The sequence below is a fragment of the Octadecabacter algicola genome, from assembly GCF_021532625.1.
Taxonomy (GTDB): Bacteria; Pseudomonadota; Alphaproteobacteria; order Rhodobacterales; family Rhodobacteraceae; genus Octadecabacter; species Octadecabacter algicola.
Map to the genome: position 1 here is coordinate 374,568 of NZ_JAKGAR010000002.1, position 25,257 is coordinate 399,824.

The 25,257-nt window shown below is 53.2% G+C and carries 23 protein-coding genes; 19 read left to right on the top strand and 4 right to left on the bottom strand.

Annotated features, from left to right (window positions below):
• Positions 1–79: 79 nt before the first annotated feature.
• The 3 genes from L0666_RS08625 to L0666_RS08635 all read left to right on the top strand — a co-directional run bounded on the left by L0666_RS08625 (position 80) and on the right by L0666_RS08635 (position 4,630).
• Positions 80–1,720, top strand: coding sequence for a lysine--tRNA ligase (locus L0666_RS08625; RefSeq protein WP_235260440.1), 1,641 nt, complete (start codon positions 80–82; stop codon positions 1,718–1,720).
• Positions 1,721–1,774: 54 nt separating this feature from the next.
• Positions 1,775–2,176 carry a DUF4864 domain-containing protein gene (locus tag L0666_RS08630; RefSeq protein WP_235260441.1) on the top strand — a complete coding sequence of 134 codons (402 nt, stop codon included), beginning with the start codon at positions 1,775–1,777 and terminating at the stop codon, positions 2,174–2,176.
• Between the two features lie 168 nt (positions 2,177–2,344).
• The gene (locus L0666_RS08635; protein ID WP_235260446.1) at positions 2,345–4,630 is read left to right on the top strand and encodes a glycoside hydrolase family 55 protein; all 2,286 of its coding nucleotides are present in this window, start codon (positions 2,345–2,347) and stop codon (positions 4,628–4,630) included.
• A 74-nt stretch (positions 4,631–4,704) separates the two neighbouring features.
• Here the strand turns inward: L0666_RS08635 and L0666_RS08640 are convergent, their stop codons facing one another.
• Both L0666_RS08640 and uvrB read right to left on the bottom strand, forming a co-directional pair.
• Positions 4,705–5,265 carry a VPLPA-CTERM sorting domain-containing protein gene (locus tag L0666_RS08640; protein WP_235260448.1) on the bottom strand — a complete coding sequence of 187 codons (561 nt, stop codon included), beginning with the start codon at positions 5,263–5,265 and terminating at the stop codon, positions 4,705–4,707.
• A 275-nt stretch (positions 5,266–5,540) separates the two neighbouring features.
• The gene (gene uvrB, locus L0666_RS08645; protein ID WP_235260450.1) at positions 5,541–7,751 is read right to left on the bottom strand and encodes an excinuclease ABC subunit UvrB; all 2,211 of its coding nucleotides are present in this window, start codon (positions 7,749–7,751) and stop codon (positions 5,541–5,543) included.
• A gap of 198 nt (positions 7,752–7,949) precedes the next feature.
• On the opposite strand from uvrB, the gene L0666_RS08650 reads away from it, so the two are divergent.
• Complete coding sequence (locus L0666_RS08650) at positions 7,950–8,261, top strand: ETC complex I subunit (RefSeq protein ID WP_235260457.1); 312 nt, start codon at positions 7,950–7,952, stop codon at positions 8,259–8,261.
• A gap of 432 nt (positions 8,262–8,693) precedes the next feature.
• Here L0666_RS08650 and L0666_RS08655 read toward each other — a convergent pair whose 3' ends face one another.
• On the bottom strand, positions 8,694–9,416 hold the full coding sequence (locus tag L0666_RS08655; RefSeq protein ID WP_418887985.1) for a GntR family transcriptional regulator: 723 nt from the start codon (positions 9,414–9,416) through the stop codon (positions 8,694–8,696).
• Positions 9,417–9,651: 235 nt separating this feature from the next.
• Here L0666_RS08655 and L0666_RS08660 point away from each other — a divergent pair, with 235 nt between their 5' ends.
• From L0666_RS08660 to L0666_RS08680, 5 genes are read left to right on the top strand one after another with little or no spacing between them, the layout of a single operon-like run.
• The gene (locus L0666_RS08660; RefSeq protein ID WP_235260460.1) at positions 9,652–10,632 is read left to right on the top strand and encodes an ABC transporter ATP-binding protein; all 981 of its coding nucleotides are present in this window, start codon (positions 9,652–9,654) and stop codon (positions 10,630–10,632) included.
• 39 nt (positions 10,633–10,671) lie between these two features.
• On the top strand, positions 10,672–11,958 hold the full coding sequence (locus L0666_RS08665; protein ID WP_235260462.1) for an ABC transporter substrate-binding protein: 1,287 nt from the start codon (positions 10,672–10,674) through the stop codon (positions 11,956–11,958).
• 58 nt (positions 11,959–12,016) lie between these two features.
• The gene (locus L0666_RS08670; protein WP_235260465.1) at positions 12,017–12,880 is read left to right on the top strand and encodes an ABC transporter permease; all 864 of its coding nucleotides are present in this window, start codon (positions 12,017–12,019) and stop codon (positions 12,878–12,880) included.
• A 1-nt stretch (position 12,881) separates the two neighbouring features.
• Positions 12,882–13,718, top strand: a complete 837-nt coding sequence (locus L0666_RS08675; protein ID WP_235260467.1) for an ABC transporter permease — start codon at positions 12,882–12,884, stop codon at positions 13,716–13,718.
• Complete coding sequence (locus tag L0666_RS08680) at positions 13,718–14,350, top strand: aspartate/glutamate racemase family protein (protein ID WP_235260469.1); 633 nt, start codon at positions 13,718–13,720, stop codon at positions 14,348–14,350. Before L0666_RS08675 ends, L0666_RS08680 begins: the two co-directional genes overlap by 1 nt.
• A 193-nt stretch (positions 14,351–14,543) precedes the next feature.
• Here the strand turns inward: L0666_RS08680 and L0666_RS08685 are convergent, their stop codons facing one another.
• Positions 14,544–16,391, bottom strand: coding sequence for a sigma 54-interacting transcriptional regulator (locus L0666_RS08685; protein ID WP_235260474.1), 1,848 nt, complete (start codon positions 16,389–16,391; stop codon positions 14,544–14,546).
• Positions 16,392–16,581: 190 nt separating this feature from the next.
• On the opposite strand from L0666_RS08685, the gene L0666_RS08690 reads away from it, so the two are divergent.
• From L0666_RS08690 to L0666_RS08735, 10 genes are read left to right on the top strand one after another with little or no spacing between them, the layout of a single operon-like run.
• Positions 16,582–17,958 carry a CmpA/NrtA family ABC transporter substrate-binding protein gene (locus L0666_RS08690; protein ID WP_235260476.1) on the top strand — a complete coding sequence of 459 codons (1,377 nt, stop codon included), beginning with the start codon at positions 16,582–16,584 and terminating at the stop codon, positions 17,956–17,958.
• The gene (ntrB, locus tag L0666_RS08695; protein WP_235260478.1) at positions 17,958–18,794 is read left to right on the top strand and encodes a nitrate ABC transporter permease; all 837 of its coding nucleotides are present in this window, start codon (positions 17,958–17,960) and stop codon (positions 18,792–18,794) included. The genes L0666_RS08690 and ntrB overlap by 1 nt, the downstream gene beginning before the upstream one ends.
• Before the next feature lie 8 nt (positions 18,795–18,802).
• Complete coding sequence (locus L0666_RS08700; protein WP_235260479.1) at positions 18,803–19,702, top strand: ABC transporter ATP-binding protein; 900 nt, start codon at positions 18,803–18,805, stop codon at positions 19,700–19,702.
• On the top strand, positions 19,699–20,166 hold the full coding sequence (locus L0666_RS08705) for a nuclear transport factor 2 family protein (RefSeq protein WP_235260486.1): 468 nt from the start codon (positions 19,699–19,701) through the stop codon (positions 20,164–20,166). The genes L0666_RS08700 and L0666_RS08705 overlap by 4 nt, the downstream gene beginning before the upstream one ends.
• Before the next feature lie 32 nt (positions 20,167–20,198).
• Positions 20,199–20,651, top strand: coding sequence for a cyanase (gene cynS, locus L0666_RS08710; RefSeq protein ID WP_235260494.1), 453 nt, complete (start codon positions 20,199–20,201; stop codon positions 20,649–20,651).
• Positions 20,652–20,658: 7 nt separating this feature from the next.
• Positions 20,659–21,465, top strand: a complete 807-nt coding sequence (locus L0666_RS08715; RefSeq protein ID WP_272492164.1) for an ABC transporter ATP-binding protein — start codon at positions 20,659–20,661, stop codon at positions 21,463–21,465.
• Between the two features lie 18 nt (positions 21,466–21,483).
• The gene (locus L0666_RS08720; protein ID WP_235260496.1) at positions 21,484–22,737 is read left to right on the top strand and encodes an ABC transporter substrate-binding protein; all 1,254 of its coding nucleotides are present in this window, start codon (positions 21,484–21,486) and stop codon (positions 22,735–22,737) included.
• Positions 22,734–23,549, top strand: coding sequence for an ABC transporter permease (locus L0666_RS17365; protein WP_235260498.1), 816 nt, complete (start codon positions 22,734–22,736; stop codon positions 23,547–23,549). The genes L0666_RS08720 and L0666_RS17365 overlap by 4 nt, the downstream gene beginning before the upstream one ends.
• A gap of 20 nt (positions 23,550–23,569) precedes the next feature.
• Positions 23,570–24,112 carry an OsmC family protein gene (locus L0666_RS08730; RefSeq protein WP_235260500.1) on the top strand — a complete coding sequence of 181 codons (543 nt, stop codon included), beginning with the start codon at positions 23,570–23,572 and terminating at the stop codon, positions 24,110–24,112.
• 15 nt (positions 24,113–24,127) lie between these two features.
• Positions 24,128–25,243: an acyl-CoA dehydrogenase family protein gene (locus L0666_RS08735; protein ID WP_235260502.1), complete on the top strand. Its 1,116-nt coding sequence runs from the start codon at positions 24,128–24,130 to the stop codon at positions 25,241–25,243.
• Positions 25,244–25,257: the final 14 nt, after the last annotated feature.

Genomic DNA, 25,257 nt, shown 5'->3' on the forward strand with positions numbered 1-25,257 from the left:
GACGACAAGGCAGCACTGCAATAGGACGCGCGACATGCCGCACCATAGGGGTGGTGGCCCATATTCATAGAGAAGACCCATGAGCAATTTGCGTGACGCTGGAATGACCTCCAAGGCTTGGCCCTTTGAAGAAGCACGAAAGCTTCTGAAACGGGTTGAAGCGTCCGGCAAGGATCATGTGTTGTTTGAGACCGGCTATGGCCCTTCTGGTTTGCCGCATATCGGAACCTTTGGTGAGGTGAGCCGCACAACGATGATCCGCCGCGCTTTTGAGGTGATCTCGGATATTCCTACGCGGCTGATCTGTTTTTCCGACGATTTAGATGGAATGCGTAAAGTGCCAAGCAACGTGCCCAACCCAGAGCGGTTGGAGCAGTACATGCAGTTGCCGCTGACATCCGTACCTGACCCGTTCGACGAATATGAGAGCTTTGGCCACCATAACAACGCCATGTTGCGTCGGTTCTTGGATACGTTCGGGTTTGAATACGAGTTCATCTCGGGCAAGGAATACTATGAATCCGGCGCTTTTGATGAGGTACTTTTGCGGGCTGCGGAAAAGTACGACGATGTGATGAAGGTAATGTTGAAGTCCTTGCGCGAAGAGCGCCGAGAAACCTATTCCATCTTCTTGCCGATGCACCCTGAATCTGGCCGCGTAATGTACGTGCCGATGAAGCATGTCGATGCAAAGAACGGTACAGTGACGTTTGAAGACGAGACTGGCAAGGAATTCACAGTCCCCGTGACAGGCGGCAATGTGAAGCTGCAGTGGAAGCCGGACTTTGGTGCGCGCTGGGCGAGCCTTGACGTTGATTTTGAAATGTATGGCAAGGATCACAGCACTAACACGCCGATCTACGACCGAATTTGCGAGATTTTGGGCGGCAAGAAACCGGAACACTTCTCTTATGAGTTGTTCTTAGACGATCAGGGCCACAAGATTTCAAAAACGTCCGGCAACGGGGTGAGCATCGATGAATGGCTGACCTATGCCAGCACCGAGAGCCTATCTTACTTCATGTACTTGAAGCCTAAAACTGCAAAGCGGATGCATTTTGATGTGATCCCGAAGGCGGTTGATGAATACCACCAACAGCTGCGCGCCTATCCAAAGCAGGATGATGCGGGCAAGTTGAACAACCCTGTGTTCCACATTCATGGTGAGAACGTGCCAGAAAGCACGATGGTTGTTCCGTTCTCGATGTTGTTGAACCTTGCTAGCGTGTCTCAGGCAACGGACAAAGATAAGCTTTGGAGCTTTATTCAGCGCTATGCGCCAGACGCGTCGCCTGAAGGCAATCCTGATCTGGATGCTGCCGCTGGATTTGCTGTGCGCTATTACAAGGATTTCGTGGAACCGCAGAAGGTTTTCCGCCTCCCAACGGAGCAAGAACGTGGTGCACTGCAAGCGTTGATCGCTTGCCTGAAATCCGAAGAGGTTGCGTTGGCCACGATTGCCCAGAAGAACGAGCAAGAAGGCAAGGACATGCCACTGCCGGACGTTGACTGGCACAATGATGAATTCTTGCAGTCTATCGTGTTCGCTGTTGGCAAGGTGCATGGGTTTGATCCCCTGCGGGCTTGGTTCTCCTGCTTGTACGAGGTGCTTTTGGGCGCGAAACAAGGCCCACGTTTTGGTGGGTTTATTGCACTCTACGGCGTTGAGGAGTCTATCGCTCTGATCGAGGCGGGTTTGTCCGGCGATTTGGTGAAATGAACCAAACCCCGTTTGGCTGCGTATCATAGATACGGAGACAAACGGGAGAGCGAGATGCCGTCGATAAAAGATGCTATTCTAACGTTGGCTTTGTTCGCTACGGCGGCCAACGCACAAGATCAGTCAATCGAAGACGTTATTAACAGTCAGCTGCAAGCGTTTCGGGATCGTGATGTGCAAGAGGCTTGGCAGTATGCCAGTCCGATGATCCAAGGCATTTTTAGAACGCCCGAGACATTCGGCCGCATGGTTGAAAACGGTTATCCGATGGTGTGGGACAATTCGGATGTACGTTTCCTGGACTCAGAAGAAACCGGTTCTCAAACTCGCCAAGAGGTTCAGATACGGGGACCGGATGGTCTGTTCCATATTCTTGACTATGAGATGATTGAGACCCCTCAGGGGTGGCTGATTAATGCTGTGCACGTGATCCCCGCACCCGAGATGTTTTCCTAAGTACAGCCCTTGTCGTTGCTTAAAACCAAGGCGCACCGTCACGGTGCTGTCAGGGGCCGTTTACCACTAACGACTATCCCTATCAGCCGTTGATCTGCGCGCCCGTCGGGCCGTTTGGTCTGGTTGTGGTGGGGTTGATTGGTCGACCCCAAATCTAAGGGGCTTCCTATGAACAAGGTGATTACTGACGGGCTGGTGTTTACGCCGCCACCATTTTCCGACGGTTTGGATGTGTGGTCGAGTGGGGATGGCACGCCGGGGTCGGATACCTATGAGCAATCCGGTGGCGGGGTGTATGTTCCTGCGGATCAGGACTTTGCAGGTTGCATTGAAATCGTAAAATCCAGTTCGGTGACAAAGCTTCGGTATATGGGGGAAACTTCTGTGTTGCCGGGATGTTACTTGCAAGTGACCGCCAAGGTTAAATGCCTGTCGGGGGCATTGCCAGACGTCCGGATCGCGGGTTGGGCCGGAGAAGCGGGGGGGACGGAACTGGCTGGCGTTGTGACGAACGGACCGTCGGTATCGATCACCAGCTATGGTGAGGTGTTTGAAGTCTCCGCGATCATCGGCACTGGTGCGCGCACTGGTGTCGACATGACATGGGCCAGCGCGAGCTATGGGCATTTCGGGATCGATTTGACTGGCTCGAACGGGGGCGTTGTGCGTGTTGATGATATCACCATTGAGGATGTGTCATCCGTGTTCCTGAGGGATCAGGTAGGCATCGTGGATGTGCGCGACTATGGCGCACTGGGCGATGGTGTGACGGACGATTCAGCGGCTTTTGAAGCTGCCGATCAGGATGCCGATGGCCGCGAGGTCTTGGTGTCTGAGGGGACGTATTTCCTTGGAGGGTCAGTGACGTTTAATAACCAAGTTAGGTTTCAAGGCACGGTCATGATGGGCGACGAACACCGCCTGATCTTCCAGAAGAATTTCGACTACTCGACCTATGTTGATGCCTTTGTTGACGAAGAGTTAGCGTTCAAGAAAGCGTTCCAAGCGTTGTTGAATTTCGCGGACCACGAAAGCCTTGATTTGGGGGGGCGGCGCATTTCACTGTCGGAACCCGTCAATATGCAGGCCGCAGTCAACAATAAAGACAAGTTTGAAGTTCGACGCGTCATACGTAACGGGCAATTCCAGCCCATTGATGGCCCTGCTTGGGAAAGTGATGTTGTTGTGGCGCAGGCGACCTATAGCGCGTCTGACTCGATCAAACTGACGAACGTGGCGAATATCAGTGCGATCCAACCCGGTTCCTTGGTCACAGGGAATGGCGTGAGCCGAGAGATATATGTGACGTCGGTGGATGTCGCGAATTCTGAAGTAACGCTTAATGCGCAAATGTTTGATGCGATCGGAACGCAGGAATTCACGTTTACGCGGTTCAAATATCTTTTGGATTTCAGCGGGTTCACGAAGTTATCGGATATGATCCTTGATAACATTGAGTTCAGCTGTGACGGCGAAACCAGCGGCGTGTTGCTTCCACCCAACGGGTTGGTGTTTCAAGTGCGCGACTGCAATTTCAAACGTCCCAAGAACCGCGGAATGACGTCCCATGGGACCGGATGTCAGGGCATGATCATTGATCGAAATATGTTTGTGTCGGACGAGCAGGATATTGAATCCCGCAATCGGCAGTCCATCGCGTTCAATGTAAATGCCAACGATCCGAAAATCCGTAATAATCGTGGTGTTCGGTTCCGGCACTTCTGCGTTCTGCAGGGCAACGGGAATATCATCGCCAACAATCACTGGTTCCAAGGTGACAATCAGGATGATGGGCCGCGTTTGGCGGGTGTTGTTTTGACGTCCCCCAATTGCCTGACCACGTTCGTCGGCAACTACATTGATAACAACTTTATCGAGTGGACGAACGAACACGACGCGACGCCCGATGCGACGGGGTATTCCTTTGGCGGACTTACGATAACGGGCAATATCTTTTTGGTGAGTGACGTCACGACTGCGTTTTCGTGGATTGTGATCAAGCCCCATGGGCAAGATCACGCGATCAACGGGTTGTCTGTTCAGGGCAACGTATTCCGCACCAACTCAGCGACTGTTGGGCGGGTTGAACAGATCGATACGACCTATGCTGACCTGCGCTACGATTTAATGCGCAACATCATTTTCCAAGGCAATGCGTTCAATGGGATCAGCCAGCCAACACGAAACCCGCATATCGATACGCACAGCGAAAATTCGGTTGATGCGACGTGGACGATTGATACCGAAGGTTATCTGCCGTTCGGTGGTTGGGCGCGCACGATTGATGCTTTGGTGCCCGTTGGTGCAATCCGCAATGGGTCAAACGATGCCGTGTTTTCAATGCCTTACGCAGAACCTGTGAACGGGTCCAATTCGGATGCGTTCGATATCATCTGGTCGGAACCCGTGAAGGGTGAGGTTAGATATTCGGCACGGATGGATAATCCGGCTTAGGGATTTAAAGAAATACTTTGGGGCCAAAAAAAGTGGCGCAGATTTCTACGCCGCTTTTTCTATATTCGTCTGCTTTATGCAGCGCGGTTCTTGCGGCGCATCCATCCAAAGGCAGCCATGCCTGTTAGGACCAACGGCAGGCCTGCAGGTACAGGTACAGCTGAAACATTAGCCGCCCGCACGACGAGGGACTCCGCGTATGAAACCCCTGGGTTGTTGACAGCCCACCGGCCGGAATTTCCGTCACTCCAGTCACAGTGTGTGTGTGTGGAGCTGAACCACGCGGCCGCACAAGCTGCGTCGCCGCCCGGAGATCCGGCTGTGAAATAGTTGCCAACGGCGTCGCTACCACCCAATGTAACGTTTGCACCAGCGAATACAAAATCCATCGCGACGATTGCTGCAGCGTTGAATTCAGCCAACGTCGGCAGGCGCCAACCCAAGCCGCCTTGGTAGCTTAGGTCGATGGCTCCACAGGTTGGTGACGTTGGCGCACATGGTGCGGCCCAAGCCCAATCAAGACCACCTTTTGTAATATAAGCGTTATCAGCGACAGGCGAATTGATCGGTGCTGCAAAAGCAGCGGGCGCCGCAAGCAAGGCCACCAAAGTTGCAGCAATTTTTAAAATTTTCATTGTTCTTCCTCTATTCAAAAAATTAACGCTAATATCCGTGACCGAAAACGGTAACGGAATAGATTCTATTTCTGTACTCGATATTTTGAGGCTTACGTAGCGGAAATGACAGATTTCGCAACTAATTGGAAATCGAGGGGGTGCTGAGAGTGTTAACTTATTAATTAAAAGCAATAATCTGCACTGGCAGGTTTGGACATCGTTTCGCGATCAATTGCAAACAGTATTTTCATTTTTGCAGTACTGTTTCTGTTTCGCAATCAACGGACGATCTATTACCCGCCCCTCTTTTTCCGCGGCTTGATTCCACCACGTTGGCCCGGTCTGCCAGCTTGTGATCTGCCTTCTGCTTTTTTCGCGTCGTTGACGGCCTTATCCACCTGATATTGCCGCGCGAGGGGGTCGTCGGAGATCACCAGATCAACGGCTTCCAGACGTTTAACCTCATCACGCAGGCGCGCGGCCTCTTCGAATTCGAGATTTTCTGCTGCTTTGCGCATGTCGCCTCGCAGCCCGTCCAGAACGGCCTCAAGATTGGCGCCGTGTAGGGGATTGTCGACCGTGGCTGTAACACGGTTCATGTCGACGTCGCCTTTGTAGAGGCCTGCAAGAATGTCTTCGACGTTCTTTTTGACTGTCGCAGGGGTGATGCCATGTTCTTCGTTGTAGGCGATCTGTTTGGCGCGGCGGCGGTCGGTTTCGCCCATCGCGCGTTCCATGGAGCCAGTGATGCGATCCGCGTACATGATGACGCGCCCTTCGGCGTTACGAGCTGCGCGGCCAATTGTTTGGATCAATGAGGTTTCAGAACGCAAGAAACCTTCTTTGTCGGCGTCAAGAATGGCGACCAGCCCGCATTCAGGAATGTCCAAACCTTCGCGCAACAAGTTGATCCCGATCAGCACATCAAACGCCCCAAGGCGCAGATCGCGTAGGATCTCGATGCGCTCGATTGTGTCGATGTCGCTGTGCATATAACGTACTTTGATGCCGTTCTCGTGCAGGTATTCGGTGAGGTCTTCGGCCATACGTTTGGTCAATGTCGTGACCAACGTGCGGAACCCATCCGCGGTGACTTTGCGGATTTCATCCATAATATCATCGACTTGCGTGTCTACAGGGCGAATTTCAATCACAGGATCAAGTAGCCCCGTGGGCCGAATGATCTGTTCGGTGAACACGCCGCCGGTCTGTTCCATTTCCCATGCCGCGGGGGTAGCAGAGACGAAAACCGACTGGGGGCGCATGGCGTCCCATTCCTCAAACTTCAGCGGACGGTTGTCCATGCAAGACGGCAGGCGGAACCCGTGTTCCGCCAGTGTCATCTTGCGTCGGAAGTCGCCCTTATACATGCCACCGATCTGTGGCACGGAAACGTGGGATTCATCGGCAAATACGATAGCATTATCGGGGATAAATTCAAACAGGGTGGGGGGCGGCTCACCCGGTGCTCGGCCTGTCAGATAACGGGAATAGTTTTCGATCCCGTTGCACACGCCCGTCGCCTCGAGCATCTCGAGATCGAAATTGCAGCGTTGTTCAAGCCGCTGCGCCTCGAGCAGCTTGCCCTCGTTCACCAGTTGGTCGAGCCTGATCTTCAGCTCTTTCTTGATCCCCACAATTGCCTGTTTCATCGTTGGTTTTGGCGTCACATAGTGCGAATTCGCGTAAATGCGGACCTTTTCGAAGGTGTCGGTCTTTTCTCCCGTTAGGGGGTCGAATTCTGTGATGGTTTCCAGTTCTTCGCCAAAGAACGACAACTTCCAGGCGCGGTCATCAAGGTGGGCGGGCCAAACCTCCAGTGAGTCGCCACGCACGCGGAACGTGCCGCGTTGAAAGGCTTGGTCGTTGCGCTTGTAGGCTTGCGCGATGAGGTCCGCCATGATGCCGCGTTGGTCGTATTCACCGCCGACGTGCAAATCTTGGGTCATAGCGCCGTAGGTTTCCACCGACCCGATGCCGTAAATGCAAGACACGGACGCGACGATGATTACATCATCACGCTCCAACAGCGCCCGCGTGGCAGAGTGGCGCATCCGATCAATCTGTTCGTTGATCTGGGATTCCTTCTCGATGAAGGTATCTGATCGCGCGACGTAGGCCTCGGGTTGGTAGTAGTCATAAAAGGAAACAAAGTATTCCACGGCGGCGTCAGGAAAGAAGCCTTTGAACTCCCCATAAAGCTGCGCCGCGAGGGTTTTGTTCGGGGCCAAAATGATCGCAGGACGTTGAGTTTCCTCAATCATTTTCGCCATGGTGAATGTTTTGCCAGTACCAGTCGCGCCCAGCAATACCTGATCGCGTTCACCGTCTCGGATGCCTTGGGACAGTTCTTTGATCGCAGTGGGTTGATCACCCGCTGGGTCAAACTCAGTCACCAGTTGAAACGCGCGACCACCTTCGAGTTTTTCGCGCGTCTTCACGTCCGGTGCCGGATTAGCGAGGAATTGTTCGGCTTCGGATTTGTCTGTCTGGGCGTATGGCATAGAGGCTCCTGTCAGACCCTAATGTGACAGCTGAGCGCGTGGGTTCAAGGGGGGCTGCTGACAGCAGTGTGTCAGCAGACTGTCAGGGACGGGCGGCGACTGCATTGTTGCGTGTTTATGTGACAAATTCACCGAACCACAGGGATTGCACTAGGGCCGAGTTTGTCCGATATAACGGTATCAACAGGAGCCCTTCACATGCGAGCACGTATCTACCAGCCAGCCCGAACTGCAATGTCTTCGGGAACTGCCAAGACCAAGCATTGGGTGTTGGAGTATGCTCAAACATCTGCGCGTGATGTTGACCCTTTGATGGGCTGGACCTCGTCAAGCGATACGCAAACGCAGGTTAAGATGTCTTTTGATACCAAAGAAGCGGCGCTGGATTACGCAAAGTCTCACGGGATCGAGGCTACGGTCCAAGAGCCTAAGTCACGCCGCGCCAACATCCGCGCCGGCGGTTACGGTGAAAATTTTGCAACGAACCGTCGTGGCGCTTGGACGCACTAAAGTTTGTAAATCGGGGTAAAGTTGTCTCGGAATCGGGGCAAAGATATTGGGATGCGGACAGCGTCGCTACATATTGGTGCTTGCGACGCAAAATCTCTAAATACTGAATCTGGCCGGACGGCATTTGGCAGTACGGCAAATCAGAGGGAATGCGCCAACTGACCTATTGTGCAAGCGAGAATTGGGTGCCTCTTTCGGTAACTTGCAGAATGGTGTGAACATTTTGGTTCCACACGCACTTGCTAAAAGTTAGCTAAATGAAAGGCGAACAATCGGGCGGGGAGCAAACGTTCGCCAAGTTCTGCAATGCGGGACGAAGCCGCCCTTCGCTTCAGTTTCTCAAATGTCAGCTTGGCAAATACTCAGCCACTTGCATTAGAAGTTACCATTGCTGATCGCTGGCTTCTTCGGTTGTCGCAGCGGTACAGAATATTAAGACGTTTCTTGCGTTGGTGCAGCTCCCAGCAGCATAGCTTTCAAATTCTGCCCGACTGGGGGCAGTTCGTGTAAGTTAAGCGCTGAATGAAGGTCGACAAGATGGCTTTGCATCAACTCTTCTGCGAACGCGCCGTTGTTGTCTGCAATCGCTTTTATCAAAGCATGATGGGCTTGGCTTTCACACAACGCACTTTCGCGCCGCCAGTAAAGCGCAATGATCAACGAAGAGCGGGCGATCAAAACATTGATCATGTCCGCAATTGTTTGCTGCTTTGCAATCCGAGCAATCTCAAGATGAAACAGCCCTGAGAGGTACAAAGCGCGCCCACGATCACCTGCCGCCAGTGCTGCATGCTCCTGTGTGATATGATCATTAAGTAGCGCTATATCCTCAGGCGTGGCATTCAAAGCAGCGCTTTTGGCGGTGCGTGGTTCTAACAGTTCGCGGGCCTCAAAGACCTCGTGGGCTTCTGTAAGGCTCGGCTGTGCCACGAATGCACCGCGGTTGCGTTTAATTTCGACGATTTGCTGATGAGAAAGGGATTGTAGCGCTGCGCGCACCATAGTGCGTGACACGCGGTAAATATCCGAGAGTTCATCCTCGCCTAACTTGGTGCCGGGGGCTAAACGGTGTTCATGAATGGCTTGTGACAAAGCACTTGCGATGGACTCAGTAGTGACGATGGTCGTATCGGCTGTGGGTGAGTTCAACATCATTTCAGTCTCCTATATGTCGGATGCCAGAGCCAGATTCGAGAGGCAACCCCCACTCAGGTCATCAACAATATAGATATAAATTGTATACAATATTGTGCGCAATTAGTGATCACTCCCTTTCTAGCGCGATGAAATACTAGGCGCATTCTTCAAATCACGTTCGGCCAAGTCCGTTAACGATTGCATGATCTCTGCTTGAAAGAGCTGCTGGACTCATCTGCGATCGGGGGCCTGCATGAGTAAACAAGATCTAGAACTCGTTTCTGTGACCAAGCGCTACGGCGCCACGGTTGCTGTCGACGCTATCAATTACCGTTTCAAATCTGATAGCTACACCTGCTTGCTTGGCCCTTCCGGTTGCGGGAAATCTTCGACATTGCGCATGATTGCTGGCCACGAAAGCGTGAGTGACGGCTCTATCGTACTGGCCGGACGTGATGTTTCTCATTTGCCGCCCGCACAGCGCGGCACAGCTATGATGTTCCAGAATTACGCTTTGTTTCCGCATCTTAGCGTTTTGGATAATGTTGCTTTTAGCCTCAAGATGAAGGGGGCAGAGACAGCAAAGCGGCATGCTCAAGCCCATGAGATGCTGGAACTGGTCGACCTCACAAACCTTGCAGGCCGGTTACCCGATCAACTTTCCGGTGGGCAGCAGCAGCGCGTCGCACTAGCCCGTGCTTTAATTACCCGTCCTCAAGTCTTGCTGCTGGATGAGCCTTTGTCTGCCCTCGATCCATTCTTACGGATCCGCATGCGGGGAGAACTGCGTAAGCTCCAAAAAGAGCTTGGCATCAGCTTTATCCATGTCACGCACGGCCAAGACGAAGCACTGGCTTTGGCCGACGATATCATTGTGATGAATAACGCAGTTATTGAACAAGCTGGACCAGCGCAGGACGTGTTCAACGCCCCGCAAACCCAGTTCGTGGCGCAATTCATGGGCGGACACAACGTGGTTGCCCTGCCAACAGGCCATTTCGCAATTCGCACTGATGCGGTTTCGGTAACGGAACCCAAACAAGGCGCGGTCGAAGGGAATGTGACAGCCGTAGAGTATCAAGGCACCCATGTGTCCTTGTCTGCGCGGATTACAGGCGACCAAGAGGTCATTGCGATCATTCCTGACTCCACTTTCTTTGCCAACCCGCACCACCCCGGCGACCTGATCGGTCTGCACTGGGACGCCAACGATCAACACAAACTGACCGCATGAACTGCGGCGCCTTCACCAACCCGACAAGGAGACAAACCAATGACTAAATTCACTCAACGAAACGGCCTGAGCCGCCGAACGCTTTTGAAAGGTGCCGCCTCAACAGCCGTGGCCGCTGGGGCGACAACTTTAGGTGCGCCGATGCTATGGGCGCAAAATATCAAAGACGTAACATTGCGCCAATTCGGTACTGGTGTGTCCAACCTGAATGACGTCGCCAACAAGGTGCAAGAAGACCTCGGCTTTACGCTCGAAATGACTGCGCTTGATACGGATAGCGTCACACAGCGCGCAGCCACGCAGCCGAACAGTTTCGACATTGCCGACATCGAATACTTCATCTGTAAGAAAGTATGGGCGGCCGGAAACTTGCAGGCGATGGATACCACCAAAATCGACAACTACGATAAGATTGCCGGTACTTTCCGCAGCGGCCTTTTGACACCTGAAAGCACCATCGCGCAGGGTACAGCACCACACACAGTTGGTTTCACATCCGGCCAGAACGGTACAGATTTCGTTCAGGAGGAATCCGGCTGGATGACCCTGATCCCGACGATTTACAACGCTGACACGTTAGGCATCCGTCCTGACCTGATTGGTCGTCCGATTAACAACTGGTCTGAGCTGCTGAACCCTGAATTCAAAGGCAAAGCATCAATCCTCGATATCTCGTCCATCGGGATCATGGACATGGCTATGGTCGTGGAATCCATGGGTGAATACACTTATCCAGACAAAGGCAACATGACGAAAGAAGAGATCGACCTGACAATGGCGATCTTCACCGAAGCTAAACAGAATGGCCAGTTCCGTGCCTTCTGGAAGTCGTTCGATGAATCGGTCAACCTGATGGCTTCGGGTGAAGTCGTGATTCAATCCATGTGGTCCCCTGCGATCACCGCAGTCAAATCCCAAGGCATCCCATGTGTCTACCAGCCGCTGGAAGAAGGCTACCGTTCATGGGGCGGCGGCTTGGGTATTTCCGCTGCACTTTCTGGCATCGAATTGGAAGCAGCTTACGAATACATCAACTGGTACCTGTCCGGTTGGGTTGGCGGTTACCTGATGCGTCAAGGCTACTACTCTGCGGTTCCTGAAACGTCCAAAGAGTTCATGTCAGAAGACGAATGGGGCTTCTGGTACGAAGGCAAGGCTGCCGAAGGCGACATCCTGTCGCCAACAGGGGACAAACTGGCTGGCGCGGGCGAAGTTCGCGATGGTGGTTCCTTCCTTGATCGGATGGGCTCAGTGGTTTGTTGGAACTCTGTCATGGACGAGAACCAGTACATGGTCCGCAAGTGGAATGAATTCATCGCCGCTTAAGAAGACTTTTGGGTGCGCTACATGGTGGCGCACCCATCTCCCAATTTAAGAATGCCCAATGAAAAAATTACGCGATAATCCCGCTATTTCGAGTCTGCTCATGGTGTCGCCTTTGGCAGCTGTTCTGTTAATTTTTCTAGTACTGCCGATTGTATTGATCGTGATTGTCAGCTTCTGGCGGGCCACTGAGTTTTCGATCATTCCCGCGTTCGAATTTGACAACTACGCCTTCCTCTTCGGATCGCCCGTAACCTACACAGTCTTTTTCAACACATTCAAATACGCAGTAATCACTTGGGCCTGTACACTTCTGATTGGATTCACAGTCGCCTATTATCTGGCGTTCCATATCCGTAGCCAGACGTGGCAAATCGCGCTGTTCTTGCTCTGCACGATCCCGTTTTGGACAAGCAATATTATCCGTATGATTTCGTGGATCCCTTTTCTGGGCCGCAACGGAATTGCCAATTCGACGCTCATGTCTTGGGGCGTGATTGACGACCCGATCGAGTGGCTTTTGTTCTCAGACTTTGCCGTTATTCTCGCGTTCGTACATCTCTACACGTTGTTCATGGTCGTCCCAATTTTCAATACGATGATGCGCATCGACAAATCCCTAATCGAGGCGGCGCGGGACGCGGGTGCTAATGGCGCTCAAATCCTCTGGAATGTCATCATCCCGCTAACGAAACCAGGGATCATGATTGGCACAATCTTTGTGGTCACTCTTGTGATGGGAGATTTTATTACGGTCCGGTTCATGTCCGGTTCCCAATCGGCGAACGTTGGCCGCCTGATTTCGAACGATATCGCCTTGCTACAATACCCCAGCGCATCAGCGACCGCGATTGTATTGTTGCTGACGGTGCTGATCACAATTGGCATACTGCTGCGCTTCGTCGACATTCGAAAGGAGCTCTAAGATGGAACCTCGACCTCGGTCGTTCTACGTCCTCAGCGCCTTTTTCGCGCTTTTCATTCTGTTCCTTTACGGGCCAACGATTACAATCGGCATTCTGTCGTTCCAAGGTGAGGGAGGTGGGCTGACGTTCCCCATGCGAGGCGTATCATTTTACTGGTTCTACGACTTGTTTGAACAGCAAGCTGTGGGTGACATCTGGGGCAGTTTCCGGCGCAGCTTTGTGCTTGGCCTGATGGTCATGGTCGTCACGGTTGTTGTCTCTGTCATGGGTGGGCTGGCGTTTCGGCGCAAGTTTCCGGGATCAAACGTTCTGTTCTACCTGATCATTACTTCATTGGTGATCCCTTCCATCCTGATCTCGCTAGGCGTCGGCCTGCTGTTTTCTCAATCGGGCCTAAACGTGCATTGGTCGACGTCAGGGTTTGGTTCTCAACTGACATGGACGCTTCCTTTTGGATTGCTGATCATGTTCGCCGTCTTCAACCGCTTCGACAAAAGCTATGAAGAGGCCGCGCGCGATCTGGGTGCGACTCCATGGCAAACCTTGCGCCATGTGGTGCTGCCGATTATTGCGCCGTCGCTCATCGGGGTTGCTTTGTTCGGTTTTACGCTCAGCTATGATGAATTTGCCCGAACGCTTTTGACCTCGGGCAGCTACAACACACTGCCTCTGGAAATTTATGGCATGACAACAAACGTCACATCGCCCGTACTTTATGCCTTGGGAACACTGACGACTATTTTCTCGCTCATCATCATCGGCGTGTTCCTTTGTGTCGCGTTGGTCGCGAACCGCCGCCGTGCGCGGCAAGGATCTGATGCAGGAAAGGGCATTTGATGATCGTCATCATCAATCCCAATTCCACGGCTTCAATGACGGATGCGATGGTCGAAACGGCCCGCAAGACAGCGCCCGATGCAACCGTCGTTGGTTGGACATCCAAAGAAGGCCCGCCTGCTATCGAAGGTGAGAAAGACGGGTACGCGGCCATACCGCCCATGCTCAAACTAGTAAGGCAGGCAGAAAAAGAAGGAGCCAAGGCGATCATTATCGGCTGCTTTGATGACACGGGCCTTGATGCTGCGCGTGAGCATGCAAGCTGCCCAGTCATCGGAATTGGTCAGGCAGCCTATCATTTGGCGTCGCTATTTGGGCCTAAGTTTTCAGTTGTTACGACGTTAGAAGTTTCAGTTCCGGTACTGACCGAAAACATTATCCGTTATGGGCTGGAAAAAAACCTAGGGCGTGTGAGAGCAAGTGGCGTGCCCGTTCTTGCGCTCGAAGACGATCGCGAAAGCGCGACGCAGAAGGTTAAGGCTGAGATTAGAGCAGCGGCGCTTGAAGATGGCATCAGTAGTATAGTCCTAGGCTGCGCAGGTATGGTGCATATCATCGAAGACAGTGACGACGTTTCAGTAAAGCTCATCGATGGCGTTCGCGCAGCCGTAGGCCTTGCGACCTTGTTTTGACGCAGCATTGTAAGGCGTTCAAACCTTCAGAGTTTCCTAACTCGATTTTACAGACGGTTTTCGTGATGCGAAACTTCACCATTGAGGGCTTAAATTTGCCGGTTTCTACGGGCGCAAAGGCCGAGTGAGGTGCCCCCGGTATCAGGCTTCAAAAATATGGAATACTGAGGAAAAGCTGCCGCCCGATTTTCGTTCATTTCGCCCAGTCGGACTCCTCGACAGCCATCGATTTTATCTTTGAGTATACTGTCGTCGGCGCAAGTTTCAGCAGTTGTGCCGCGCCATTCTTTCCAGAGACCTTTCCGGAAGAGCGACGCAGGCATTCTATCAGATTGTTGCGTTCCATTTGGCGCAGCTCGTCGTTGGTAAGGATGCCGCGGTCCGTCGCGATTTTTCCTTCCGTCTGCGGCTCGAATTCAAATTTCAATTTCCCGCCTTGTGACAGAATAGCGGCTCGTTCGATAACGCTTTCAAGTTCACGGACGTTTCCGGGCCAATTATAGGACAAAAGTGCGTTGATGTTGCCTTTCGTCAATTTAGTTGGCGAGAGGCGCAAACGTGTATTTGCACGATCTAGAAAATGCTTTGCAAGGTAGGGTATGTCTTCGGGCCGGTCTTTGAGCGGTGAACATCTAATCGGAAACACACTAAGCGCGAAGTAAAGATCCTGCCGGAAGCGGCCAGCCTGTACTTCTTCTGTAAGGTCGCGCGTCGTTGTCGATACAACGGTAACGTCTAACGGCAAATCGGAGACGTCTCCGAGCCGGCGATACATTCCATCATTCAAAGCGGCGCGGAGTTTGGCTTGAAATTCTTTGGGCAAGTCTGACACTTCGTCAAGGTGTAACGTGCCATTGTGCGCCAAGGTGAGCTTCCCGGTCGTATCGCGCGTAACGGACCGCGTAGCACCGCGGCGCGCACCAAACACGTCTGCCTCAAGATCACGCAGCGACACATCAGAACAGTTTACACGGACCAGCGGCCGTTTGCTGCGGCCACTTGCTTCGTGAATCGCCGTTACGGCGAGGCTTTTGCCTGTGCCAGGTTCGCCGGATATCAGAACGTTGGTGTTTGTGTCTGCGACCAACCTGATTTGGGCATCAAGGTTACGTGCGGCAGGTGACGCGCCGATTATTCCTGCAGGAGATCGAGCAGAGCGGATTTCCGTCAACAGGTAATCGTTTTCTTGTTCAAGCTGGTCGCGTAGGGCTTCGACCTCCTGCAAGGCTTGGCGCAGTTTCTTTTCATTTTCTTTACGGGCCGTCACGTCGCGAAAAATCACAACCGCACCAGCGAGCATGCCGTGATCGTAAATCGGGGTCGAGACGTATTCGACCAAGATCGGCTTACCGTCTTTACGCCAAAAAGCGTCATCTTCAACGCGGATCGTTTTATCGTGACGGAATGAATCGTAGATCGGGCATTCGTTGGCCGGAAAGTTATCCCCGCACAGATGATGATGATGAATGATCGAGTGAAGTTCGCGCCCAATCAGTTCCTCCGCGTTCCAACCCAGCATTTCTTGCGCAGCGCGATTGACGAAGGTCGCTTTGCCTTCGGCATTAATGCCGTAGATACCTTCACCAGCGGCATCAAGGATCAATTGGTTCTGTGCTTCGATTTCCTGAAAGAAGCCATAAATGTGCTGCCATTGGGTTATGCCTGCACGTTGGTGGGCATCCTGCAACGCTTGTTCCGTGCGACGTTCTTGGGCGTCCAGATCAAGAAATGACAGAAGAACCTGATCTTCGCCGACTTTGGTTCCGTAGATTTGCAGCTGCAAATCTTGGCCGCCATCGGCGCAAAATTCTAAGTCGTTATCAATGTAGCGTCCAAAGTGCAGCACGGCCTCCAGAAACACGGCCATCTGCACAGACGGTGCTTTTAGAACACGGTCAAAACGCTGACCAGTTAGGTCCCGTTGAAACAAGCGCTCCGCGTCTGTGTTCATCGCAGAAATCACCTTAGCCCTCAGGTCATAGGCGACTGAAGGCAGCGGCTGGTGGCGTAGATCAAGTGATGTGTCCGAATCGAGAAGCATAGGGACAGTTTCATCTGTTTGGCCCTGAACAACCAAACGCGAGAATTCGTAATTTACGAAAACCCGTGAGGAAGTGTTAATTTTTAATCAACAAATTCAACACAATGGAATTTCTAGGCGATTGTAGAACGAACTCAACGAGCGGGTTTTACCGTGTCACGATGACGTCAAATCAGATGAGGGGACCGTCATGACCACCAAAAGTTTAGGAAATCCGTTTTCGAAAGATACTGACTTGCGCCACGGCCAAAGCTGCCCTTGTGAGCCTTGTAAAAATGCGCGCATCGAGGCGCAAACGCCTTTGATGTCGAGCGAAGAAATGCTTGAACAGGCGGTCGAAAGCGCGATCGTTCGTTCCGTTTTCGGGCACAGCGATATCGGGCGACGTTCATTTATGGGCATGGTCGGCGGCACGACGGCTGCCGCTGCGCTCGCGTCTGTCTTCCCGTTGAACGAAGCCAAAGCCAACATCCTCGAAAACCTCGGACCGCCGGAAAAAACGGACCTAAACATTGGCTTCGTGCCAATCACTTGTGCGACGCCCATCATTATGGCGCAGCCGTTGGGCTTTTATGAACGTTACGGTCTGAACGCTCAGGTCATCAAGACCGCGGGTTGGGCGGTTGCTCGCGACAAATCTCTGTCCGGTGAATATGACGCCAGTCACATGCTGACGCCGATGCCTTTGGCGATGACGCTGGGCGCGGGGTCTGTGGCAGAGCCATACATCATGCCAGCTGTTGAAAACATCAATGGTCAAGCGATCGTGTTGGCAAATGAACACCTCGACAAACGTGATCCGTCGCAGTGGAAAGGTTTCACCTTCGGGGTGCCGTTTGAATATTCCATGCACAACTTTTTGTTGCGTTACTACGTGGCCGAATTTGGCCTGGACCCTGATGTTGATATCCAGATCCGCGTGGTCCCGCCGCCAGAAATGGTCGCCAACCTGCGTGCTGGTAACCTCGATGGTTATCTGTCGCCTGACCCGTTTAACCAACGCGCCGTGTACGAAGGCATCGGGTTCATTCATATTTTGACGAAAGAGATCTGGGAAGGTCACCCGTGTTGTGCCTTTGCTGCACCGCTGTCTTTTGCAACTGAATTGCCAAACACCTATGGCGCGTTGCTCAAATCGATCATCGATGCGACGCAATATGCGTCAAACCCCGACAATCGCATCGAGATATCAGAAGCGATTGCTCCGACAAATTATCTCAACCAGCCGGTGACCGTGATTCAGCAAGTTCTGACAGGGACCTATGCCGATGGTTTGGGCGAGGTGCAGCGCGTGCCAGATCGCATCGATTTCGATCCGTTCCCGTGGCAGTCCATGGGCGTATGGATTTTGACCCAGATGAAACGCTGGGGCTATATCGAAGGGGATGTGGATTACAAAGGTGTCGCAGAACAGGTGTATCTCGCGTCCGACGCTCGCAAGGTCATGACCGATCTTGGCTATGACGCGCCGGCGGAAAACTACAAATCTCATATGATTATGGGCAAAAGTTTTGACCCCGATCAGCCTGAGGCTTACGTCGACAGCTTCGAGATTAAAGCCGACTAATGGGACTTTTGTCAGAAAACAAACGCGCCGCTTTGTGGTCAGTCATTCTGCTCGTGGTCGGGTTGCTGGTGTGGGAACTTTCGATTTCCAACCAGCAGGTCGCTGCGGGCGAGTTGACCGAGTACGAGCTGTTGACGGGGGCAGGAACGGCCAAGGCAGGCGTGCCACCGCCGAGCGAAGTTCTGGTTAAGGCGTGGCAGGAATTGTCCAACCCGTTTTATGATGCAGGCCCCAACGACAAAGGGATCGGCATCCAGATCGGGTATTCGATCTACCGCGTTCTGACGGGCTATTTCTTGGCGGCGATCATTGCCATTCCGCTCGGCTTTTTGATCGGGATGTCATCAGTCGCTTATAAGGCGCTGAACCCGTTCATCCAAGTTCTGCGACCCATCTCTCCGCTGGCATGGATGCCTTTGGCGCTTTTTATTATTCAAGACTCTGAGGCATCGGCGATCTTCGTGATCTTCATCTGTTCGATCTGGCCGATGTTGATCAACACAGCATTCGGGGTTGCGGGGGTCCGTGAAGATTGGGTTAACGTCGCGCGCACCCATGAACTGTCCCCATTAAAAACCGCGTTCACCGTCATTTTGCCCGCTGCGGCACCGACGATTGTCACGGGCATGCGGATCTCGATTGGCATTGCGTGGCTGGTGATCGTGGCGGCTGAAATGCTCGTTGGTGGGACTGGCATTGGATATTATGTGTGGAACGAGTGGAACAACCTCGACCTCACGTCCGTCATTTTTTCAATTCTCATGATCGGCATCGTCGGCATGTTACTGGACGCGGCTTTTGGCCTGCTCCAGCGACGCGTCGCCTTCGTTGAATAGGTAAGTTAATGGCAAAATCATTCCTTAGCATTGAACGGCTGACCCAGAAATATCCGGACGGCAACGGCGGTCAGTTCACCGTCTTTGAGAACGCGAGCTTCGGGATCGAGAAGGGTGAATTCGTTTGTATTCTTGGCCATTCCGGCTGCGGGAAATCGACAATTATGAACATTCTCGCGGGGCTTTCAGAGCCGACGTCCGGAGTGGTTAAAATGGATGGGTTCCAGATTTCTGGCCCAAGTTTAGACCGTGGGGTTGTGTTCCAGAACTACTCCCTGCTGCCCTGGCTAAGTGCGCTGAAAAACGTCACCTTCGGGGTGGCTGCGCGCTTTCCGGATTGGACCAAACAACAGGTTGAAGATCATTCAATCGCATTTTTGGCGAAGGTTGGCTTGTCCGAGGACGCTATCCATCGCAAGCCCAGCCAATTGTCTGGCGGTATGCGTCAGCGGGTTTCGATTGCGCGCGCATTTGCCAATGAGCCCAAGTTGTTGTTGCTGGACGAACCCTTTGGCGCACTGGATGCGTTAACGCGTGGCACAATTCAAGAAGAACTGCTGAAGGTTTGGCGCGGGACGAACCAGACCGTTTTCATGATCACCCATGACATCGACGAGGCGATCTTACTAGCGGACCGCATTTTGCTCATGACCAACGGGCCACTTGCACGGGTGGCCGAAAGTGTCGAGATCACCATTCCAAGGCCACGGGTTCGTACCGAGATTGTGGAAAGCCCGAATTACTACGCGATCCGAAATCACTTGGTGCAATTTCTCGGTAAACGCTCGGCTGAGCTTGCGGGGCAACCGAGCGAGGCGGGCGGAACCCACACGCCGCAGACCATTCGCATCGACAAAACAAGTGTTCAGACCAGCGATCAACCCATTTTGCAGGCGGTCAAGACATGACGCGCCAGCCTATCCCTCCTTTCAGCTATGATGATGCGGTCCAAAAGGTTCGTATGGCTGAAAACGCGTGGAACGGCCGAGATCCCGCCAAAGTCGCAATGGCTTACACACCCGACACCAAGTGGCGCAATCGGTCCGAGTTCCTGAACGGGCGTGCTGAGGTCGAGGCCTTTTTGACCCGCAAGTGGGCCACTGAAAATGGGTATCGATTGATCAAGGAGATTTGGGCTCATGGTGATGCGCATATCGCAGTGCGGTTTTGTTATGAATATCATGATGCGGCAGGCCAATGGTTTCGCGCCCATGGCAATGAAAACTGGGCCTTCGATGCGGACGGCTACATGGCGCAGCGCCATGCATCGATCAACGATGTGCCCATTTCAGACGCGCAACGCCTGGTCCACTGGGAGGCCCCCGGGCCACGCCCAGATGATCACCCAAGCCTGACAGCGCTTGGCCTTTAAAATTGATTCAAAAGTAGAAGGACACCACACAAATGAGCGACATGATGACCAAAGAAGACGTCACCGCGATGATCCTCTCGGCAAAGAAAACCGCTGGGATGACATGGGAAGGAATTGCTGAAAAAATCGGGATGTCTCCAGTCTGGACGCATTCGGCAGCGATGGGAATGAACGCGTTTCCAGCCGAAAAAGCAGCTCTGATGGTTACGGCTATGGGCTTGCCACAAGAAGCCGAAAGTGTGCTGGCCGAAAGCCCGACCAAAATTTGGGAACAAGCGGTGCCGACCGATCCGTGCATTTACCGCTTTTATGAGATTGTCGGGGTTTATGGTCCAACGCTAAAGGCGCTGATCCAAGAGAAATTTGGCGATGGCATCATGTCGGCGATTGATTTCGACATGTCAGTTACGCGCGTTGAAGACCCCAAAGGGGATCGGGTCAAAGTTGAAATGTCGGGGAAATACCTCGGATATAACAGCTGGTAACAATGTGATGCGACACACTCCCCTTGAACCAAGCCAAACTGACGCTGTCGCGGTTACTGCTACAGCGGAGGTCCGCATTACGGCGGTCGGTCACACCTACCGAGTGGGCGATGGCGAAGTGCTCTCTGGTATTGATCTTAATATAGGTGCGGGCGAAGTCGTAGCCCTGATTGGGCGCTCTGGTTCGGGCAAGTCGACGCTGCTGCATATTATTGCCGGGCTGCTTGAACCTAGCGAAGGTGTTGTGCATATCGGAAATGAACGCGTCACTGGCCCGTCAGCGGCTTGGGTGATGATGTTTCAGGCGCCATCGCTTTTTCCATGGATGACGGTGGCAGAGAACGCGGGCCTTGGTTTGCGCTACAGCGGCCAAAAAGAGGGTGTGGACGACCGTGTCGCCGAGGTGCTTGACCTAGTTGATTTGTCTGCCTTCTCAGATCGCAATGTGCAGGACCTATCAGGGGGACAGCAACAAAGGGTTGCCCTAGCGCGGTCCCTTGCACCGAACCCCGATGTCTTACTGCTGGACGAGCCGTTTTCCGCGCTCGACATGTTCACCCGTCAATCGATGCAGCAAGATGTGCGCGCCATCACGAAACGTCTCGGGCTAACTATGGTTCTCGTGACCCATGATGTGTCCGAGGCCGCGTTGATGGCCGACCGCGCAGTGTTCCTGAAATCTGGAAGCGGCAAGATCGTTGGCGATACACCTGTCGGTTTGGCACCAAAGGCGCGCGACCTCAACAACCCTGATTTTCAAGCTGAACTTGCCCGTTTGAACGGCATCTATTCCCAGATGCAAACCCAATGTTAGCCCAAGAGAGAGTGTCCCATGACCGATCCTAAAGACCTAGACCTCCATGCCGCCTGCTGTGGCCATGATGGCGTTGATGAAGACAAACGAAAAACCCTTGATATGCTGGCGTCGGGCGGCTTGGCCGCAATGTTGGGCGGTTTGGCGAGCAGCCTGCCATCCATCGCTGCGGCCCAAGACGATGATGTTGTGCGGATAGGGTATTTGCCGATCACGGATGCGACTCCGCTTCTTGTGGCGCACGCAAAAGGATATTTTGAGGATGAAGGATTGGAGGCGGAACAACCCACCTTGATCCGCGGTTGGGCCCCTCTGATTGAGGGCTTTACCTCAAACAAATTCAACCTTGTACACTTTCTCAAGCCGATCCCTGTCTGGATGCGATACAACAACGACTTTCCAGTAAAGATCATGGCTTGGGCGCACACCAACGGCTCCGCGCTCGTGGTTGGCGGGCATACGGACATAACGGACTTTTCCGGTCTTGGAGGCAAACAAGTGGCCGTGCCGTTCTGGTACTCCATGCACAATATCGTACTGCAATACGCCCTTCGAGAAGCAGGCATTAAAGCCGTCATCAAGGACCAGAACGAAGAACTCGCGCCGGATGAATGTAACCTTCAGGTTTTGCCACCGCCAGATATGCCACCTGCTTTGGCTGCCCAAAAGATCGATGCCTATATTGTCGCCGAACCATTCAATGCTTTGGGCGAGTTGCGGGCCGGCGCACGGATGTTACGTTTTACCGGTGACATTTGGAAAAACCACCCGTGCTGTGTTGTGTGCATGAACGAAGAGGTCACCAACTCCAAACCCGAATGGACCCAAAAGGTCATGAATGCGGTGGTCCGTGGCGCGATCTATGCAAGCCAGAACAAGGCCGAGGTGGCGGAACTACTGTCTCGGGACGGTGCCGGTTATCTGCCCGCCCCAGCTCCCGTCGTTACACGCGCGATGACAGTCTATGAGGACAATGCCGACTATATCGACAGCGGTGCGATCCAGAACCAAGCTGAATTCCAAAATGGGCGGATTGATTTCCAGCCATGGCCATATCCGTCCGCAACCAAGCTGATCGTTGAGGCTATGTCGGACACAGTGGTGAGCGGCGATACGACATTCCTCGCTGGCCTCGACAGCGATTTCGTGACCGAAGACCTAGTGGACTACAACTTTGTGAAAACCGCGCTGGAAGCAAACCCAGATTGGCTTAATGATCCTTCGGTCAATCCGGGCGATCCGTATGTTCGCGAAGAAATTCTGAAGCTGTGACCACGACTTCGGATATCCCGCGCAGCGCGCGCGCCTTTCCGTCACTAGCTCGCTATCGCGGTGTGGTGAATGGGGCGTTTGGCATGGCATTGCTGATCTTCCTGTGGTGGCTAGGGGGCCGCGCGGTTGCGGGCAATCCGAACATGTATGCGTTTTCCAGTTTCGCGCCGGGGCCCACCTTGACGCGACTTTGGACGATGATCACCAGCGGTGAAATTTTCGAAATGGCAGGCCCGTCGCTCTACCGCGTCGGGTTGGGCATGGGAATTGCAGCGGTTGTCGGCGTGCCTATGGGCATTCTGGTAGGGCGGGTGCAGCAGGTGCGCGAGATCACTAATATTCCGTTTCAATTTCTGCGGATGATTTCGCCTTTGTCTTGGATGCCCATTGCAGTGATGGCCTTTGCCACATGGGACGCAGCAATCATTTTTTTGATCATGGTTGCGGCCATCTGGCCGATTTTGTTTGCGACTGCTGCTGGCGTGCGCCGCATTGACCCCGCGTGGATCAAGGTGGCCCGAAATCTGGGCGCAAGCCGAACTCATATGCTGACCACCGTTATACTGCCCGCAGTGGCGACCGATATCCTGACCGGCATACGTCTTGCACTTGGAGTCGCTTGGGTAGTGCTAGTGCCCGCAGAGTATCTTGGCGTCACATCGGGCCTTGGCTACGCCATCAACGATGCACGCGACACTCTCGAATATGACCGCTTATCTGCCACCGTCGTGGTGATCGGCGTTATCGGCTTCGGCCTTGATACGCTTTGTCAAAAGGCAATCAGCCGTCTGAATTGGACCAAAACATCTTGATTAATAAAGAGGAGAATTAGATGTCAGAACCAGCAACCGCCCTTACGGGTTGCCTTGCGCCGATCGACAAGACAGGTCTTGAGACCCTGATTGAGAACGGCAAAGCTAATCCAGAGGTCATCAAGACCTTGAAATGCAAAACCGTGGCCGAAGGCAAATTCCGCCACGCTAACTTCATTCGAAATCTGGAACCCTACATCGTCGACGAACCCCCGGGTTTGCTGGGCGATGATACAGCGCCCAACCCATCAGAGGCCTCATTGGCCGCGCTCGGTTCCTGCGTGGCCGTTGGCCTGCATGCAAATGCTGTCTATCGGGGCATGACCGTCAATAAGCTTGAGCTGGAACTGGAAGGTGATCTGAATATCACCGCCGTCTGGGGCACAGGCGATCTGAATGAGGCCAAACCCATTGGCTTCACAGACGTGCGCATCAAGGTGGACATGGAATGTGACGGTGTGGACAAAACCGTTGTCGATGAACTGGTAGCCCATGTCATCAAATATTCGCCTGTTTTCAACACCTTTTCACGCCCCGTGAACATGATCGCTGAGACGATATAAACAAGGGAGACCGCAATGACTCTACAGGAAAGAATAGCTGACCCATCAGCCATGCTGACCCGCGTTGATGCGGTCGCCACCAATGACTTAAAACCTTTGACGCGCGAGATTGATGCAGGGCTATATCCTGAAGACATTATGCGTGCCTTTGGGACGGCGGGGGCCTATGGCAGCCACGTGGCACCTGAGATTGGCGCGGAAGATATGGACATGGGTCAAACGATCCAAGCCATTGCGCGCGCGGGCGAGCATTGTATCTCAACCGCATTTTGCATGTGGTGTCAGAATGCACTGGCTTGGTACGTCGGCTCGTCTGACAACGCGGCCCTGAAGGCAACGCTTTTGCCGAAAGTGGCCCGTGGCGAAGCGCTTGGGGGGACGGGGCTGTCCAACCCGATGAAAACGTTCTTCGGGATCGAAAAGATGCGCCTGAAAGGCACACGGGTTGACGGTGGTTACCGTGTGAAGGGCGCTTTACCTTGGGTGTCCAATGTTGGTGAGGATGGCTATTTCGGTATAGTGTTTTCTGTTGAAGATGGAGCGCAAGTTAAACACATTATGGCAGTGGCGCGCGGCGACCAGACCGGTGTGAAAACTGCTCTCGATCACGACTTTATGTCAATGGCTGGTACGGCCACCCGGACCGTCCAATTTCGCGATGCACTGATAGAAGATACTTTTGTGCTGTCAGATCCGATCGATGGCTACCTTCAAAAAATCCGCCCCGGTTTCGTTCTTATGCAGACGGGTATGGCTTTGGGGATGATCCGCAGCTCGATTGCTTTGATGGAGCAAGTGGGCGGGCCTCTAGGGCATGTGAACAAATACCTCGAAAAACAACCCGAAGATTTCCAAGCGCTTCTGGATGAGCTTGAGGATGAGATCATGGAACTTGCCAAGACGCCCTATGATACGTCCATCTCGTATTTCCGCCGTGTTGTCACCGCCCGACTGCGTGGTGGCGAGGCGTCAACCGAGGCTGCGCATTTCGCCATGCTCCATTGCGGCGCGCGGGGCTTTGTCAGCCAAGGTGAAGCCCAGCGACGTCTGCGCGAAAGTTATTTCATCGCCGTTGTAACACCAGCGACCAAACAACTTCGTAAAATGCTGGCAGACCTGCCTGCCGCTTAAACTAGAAAGGAAAC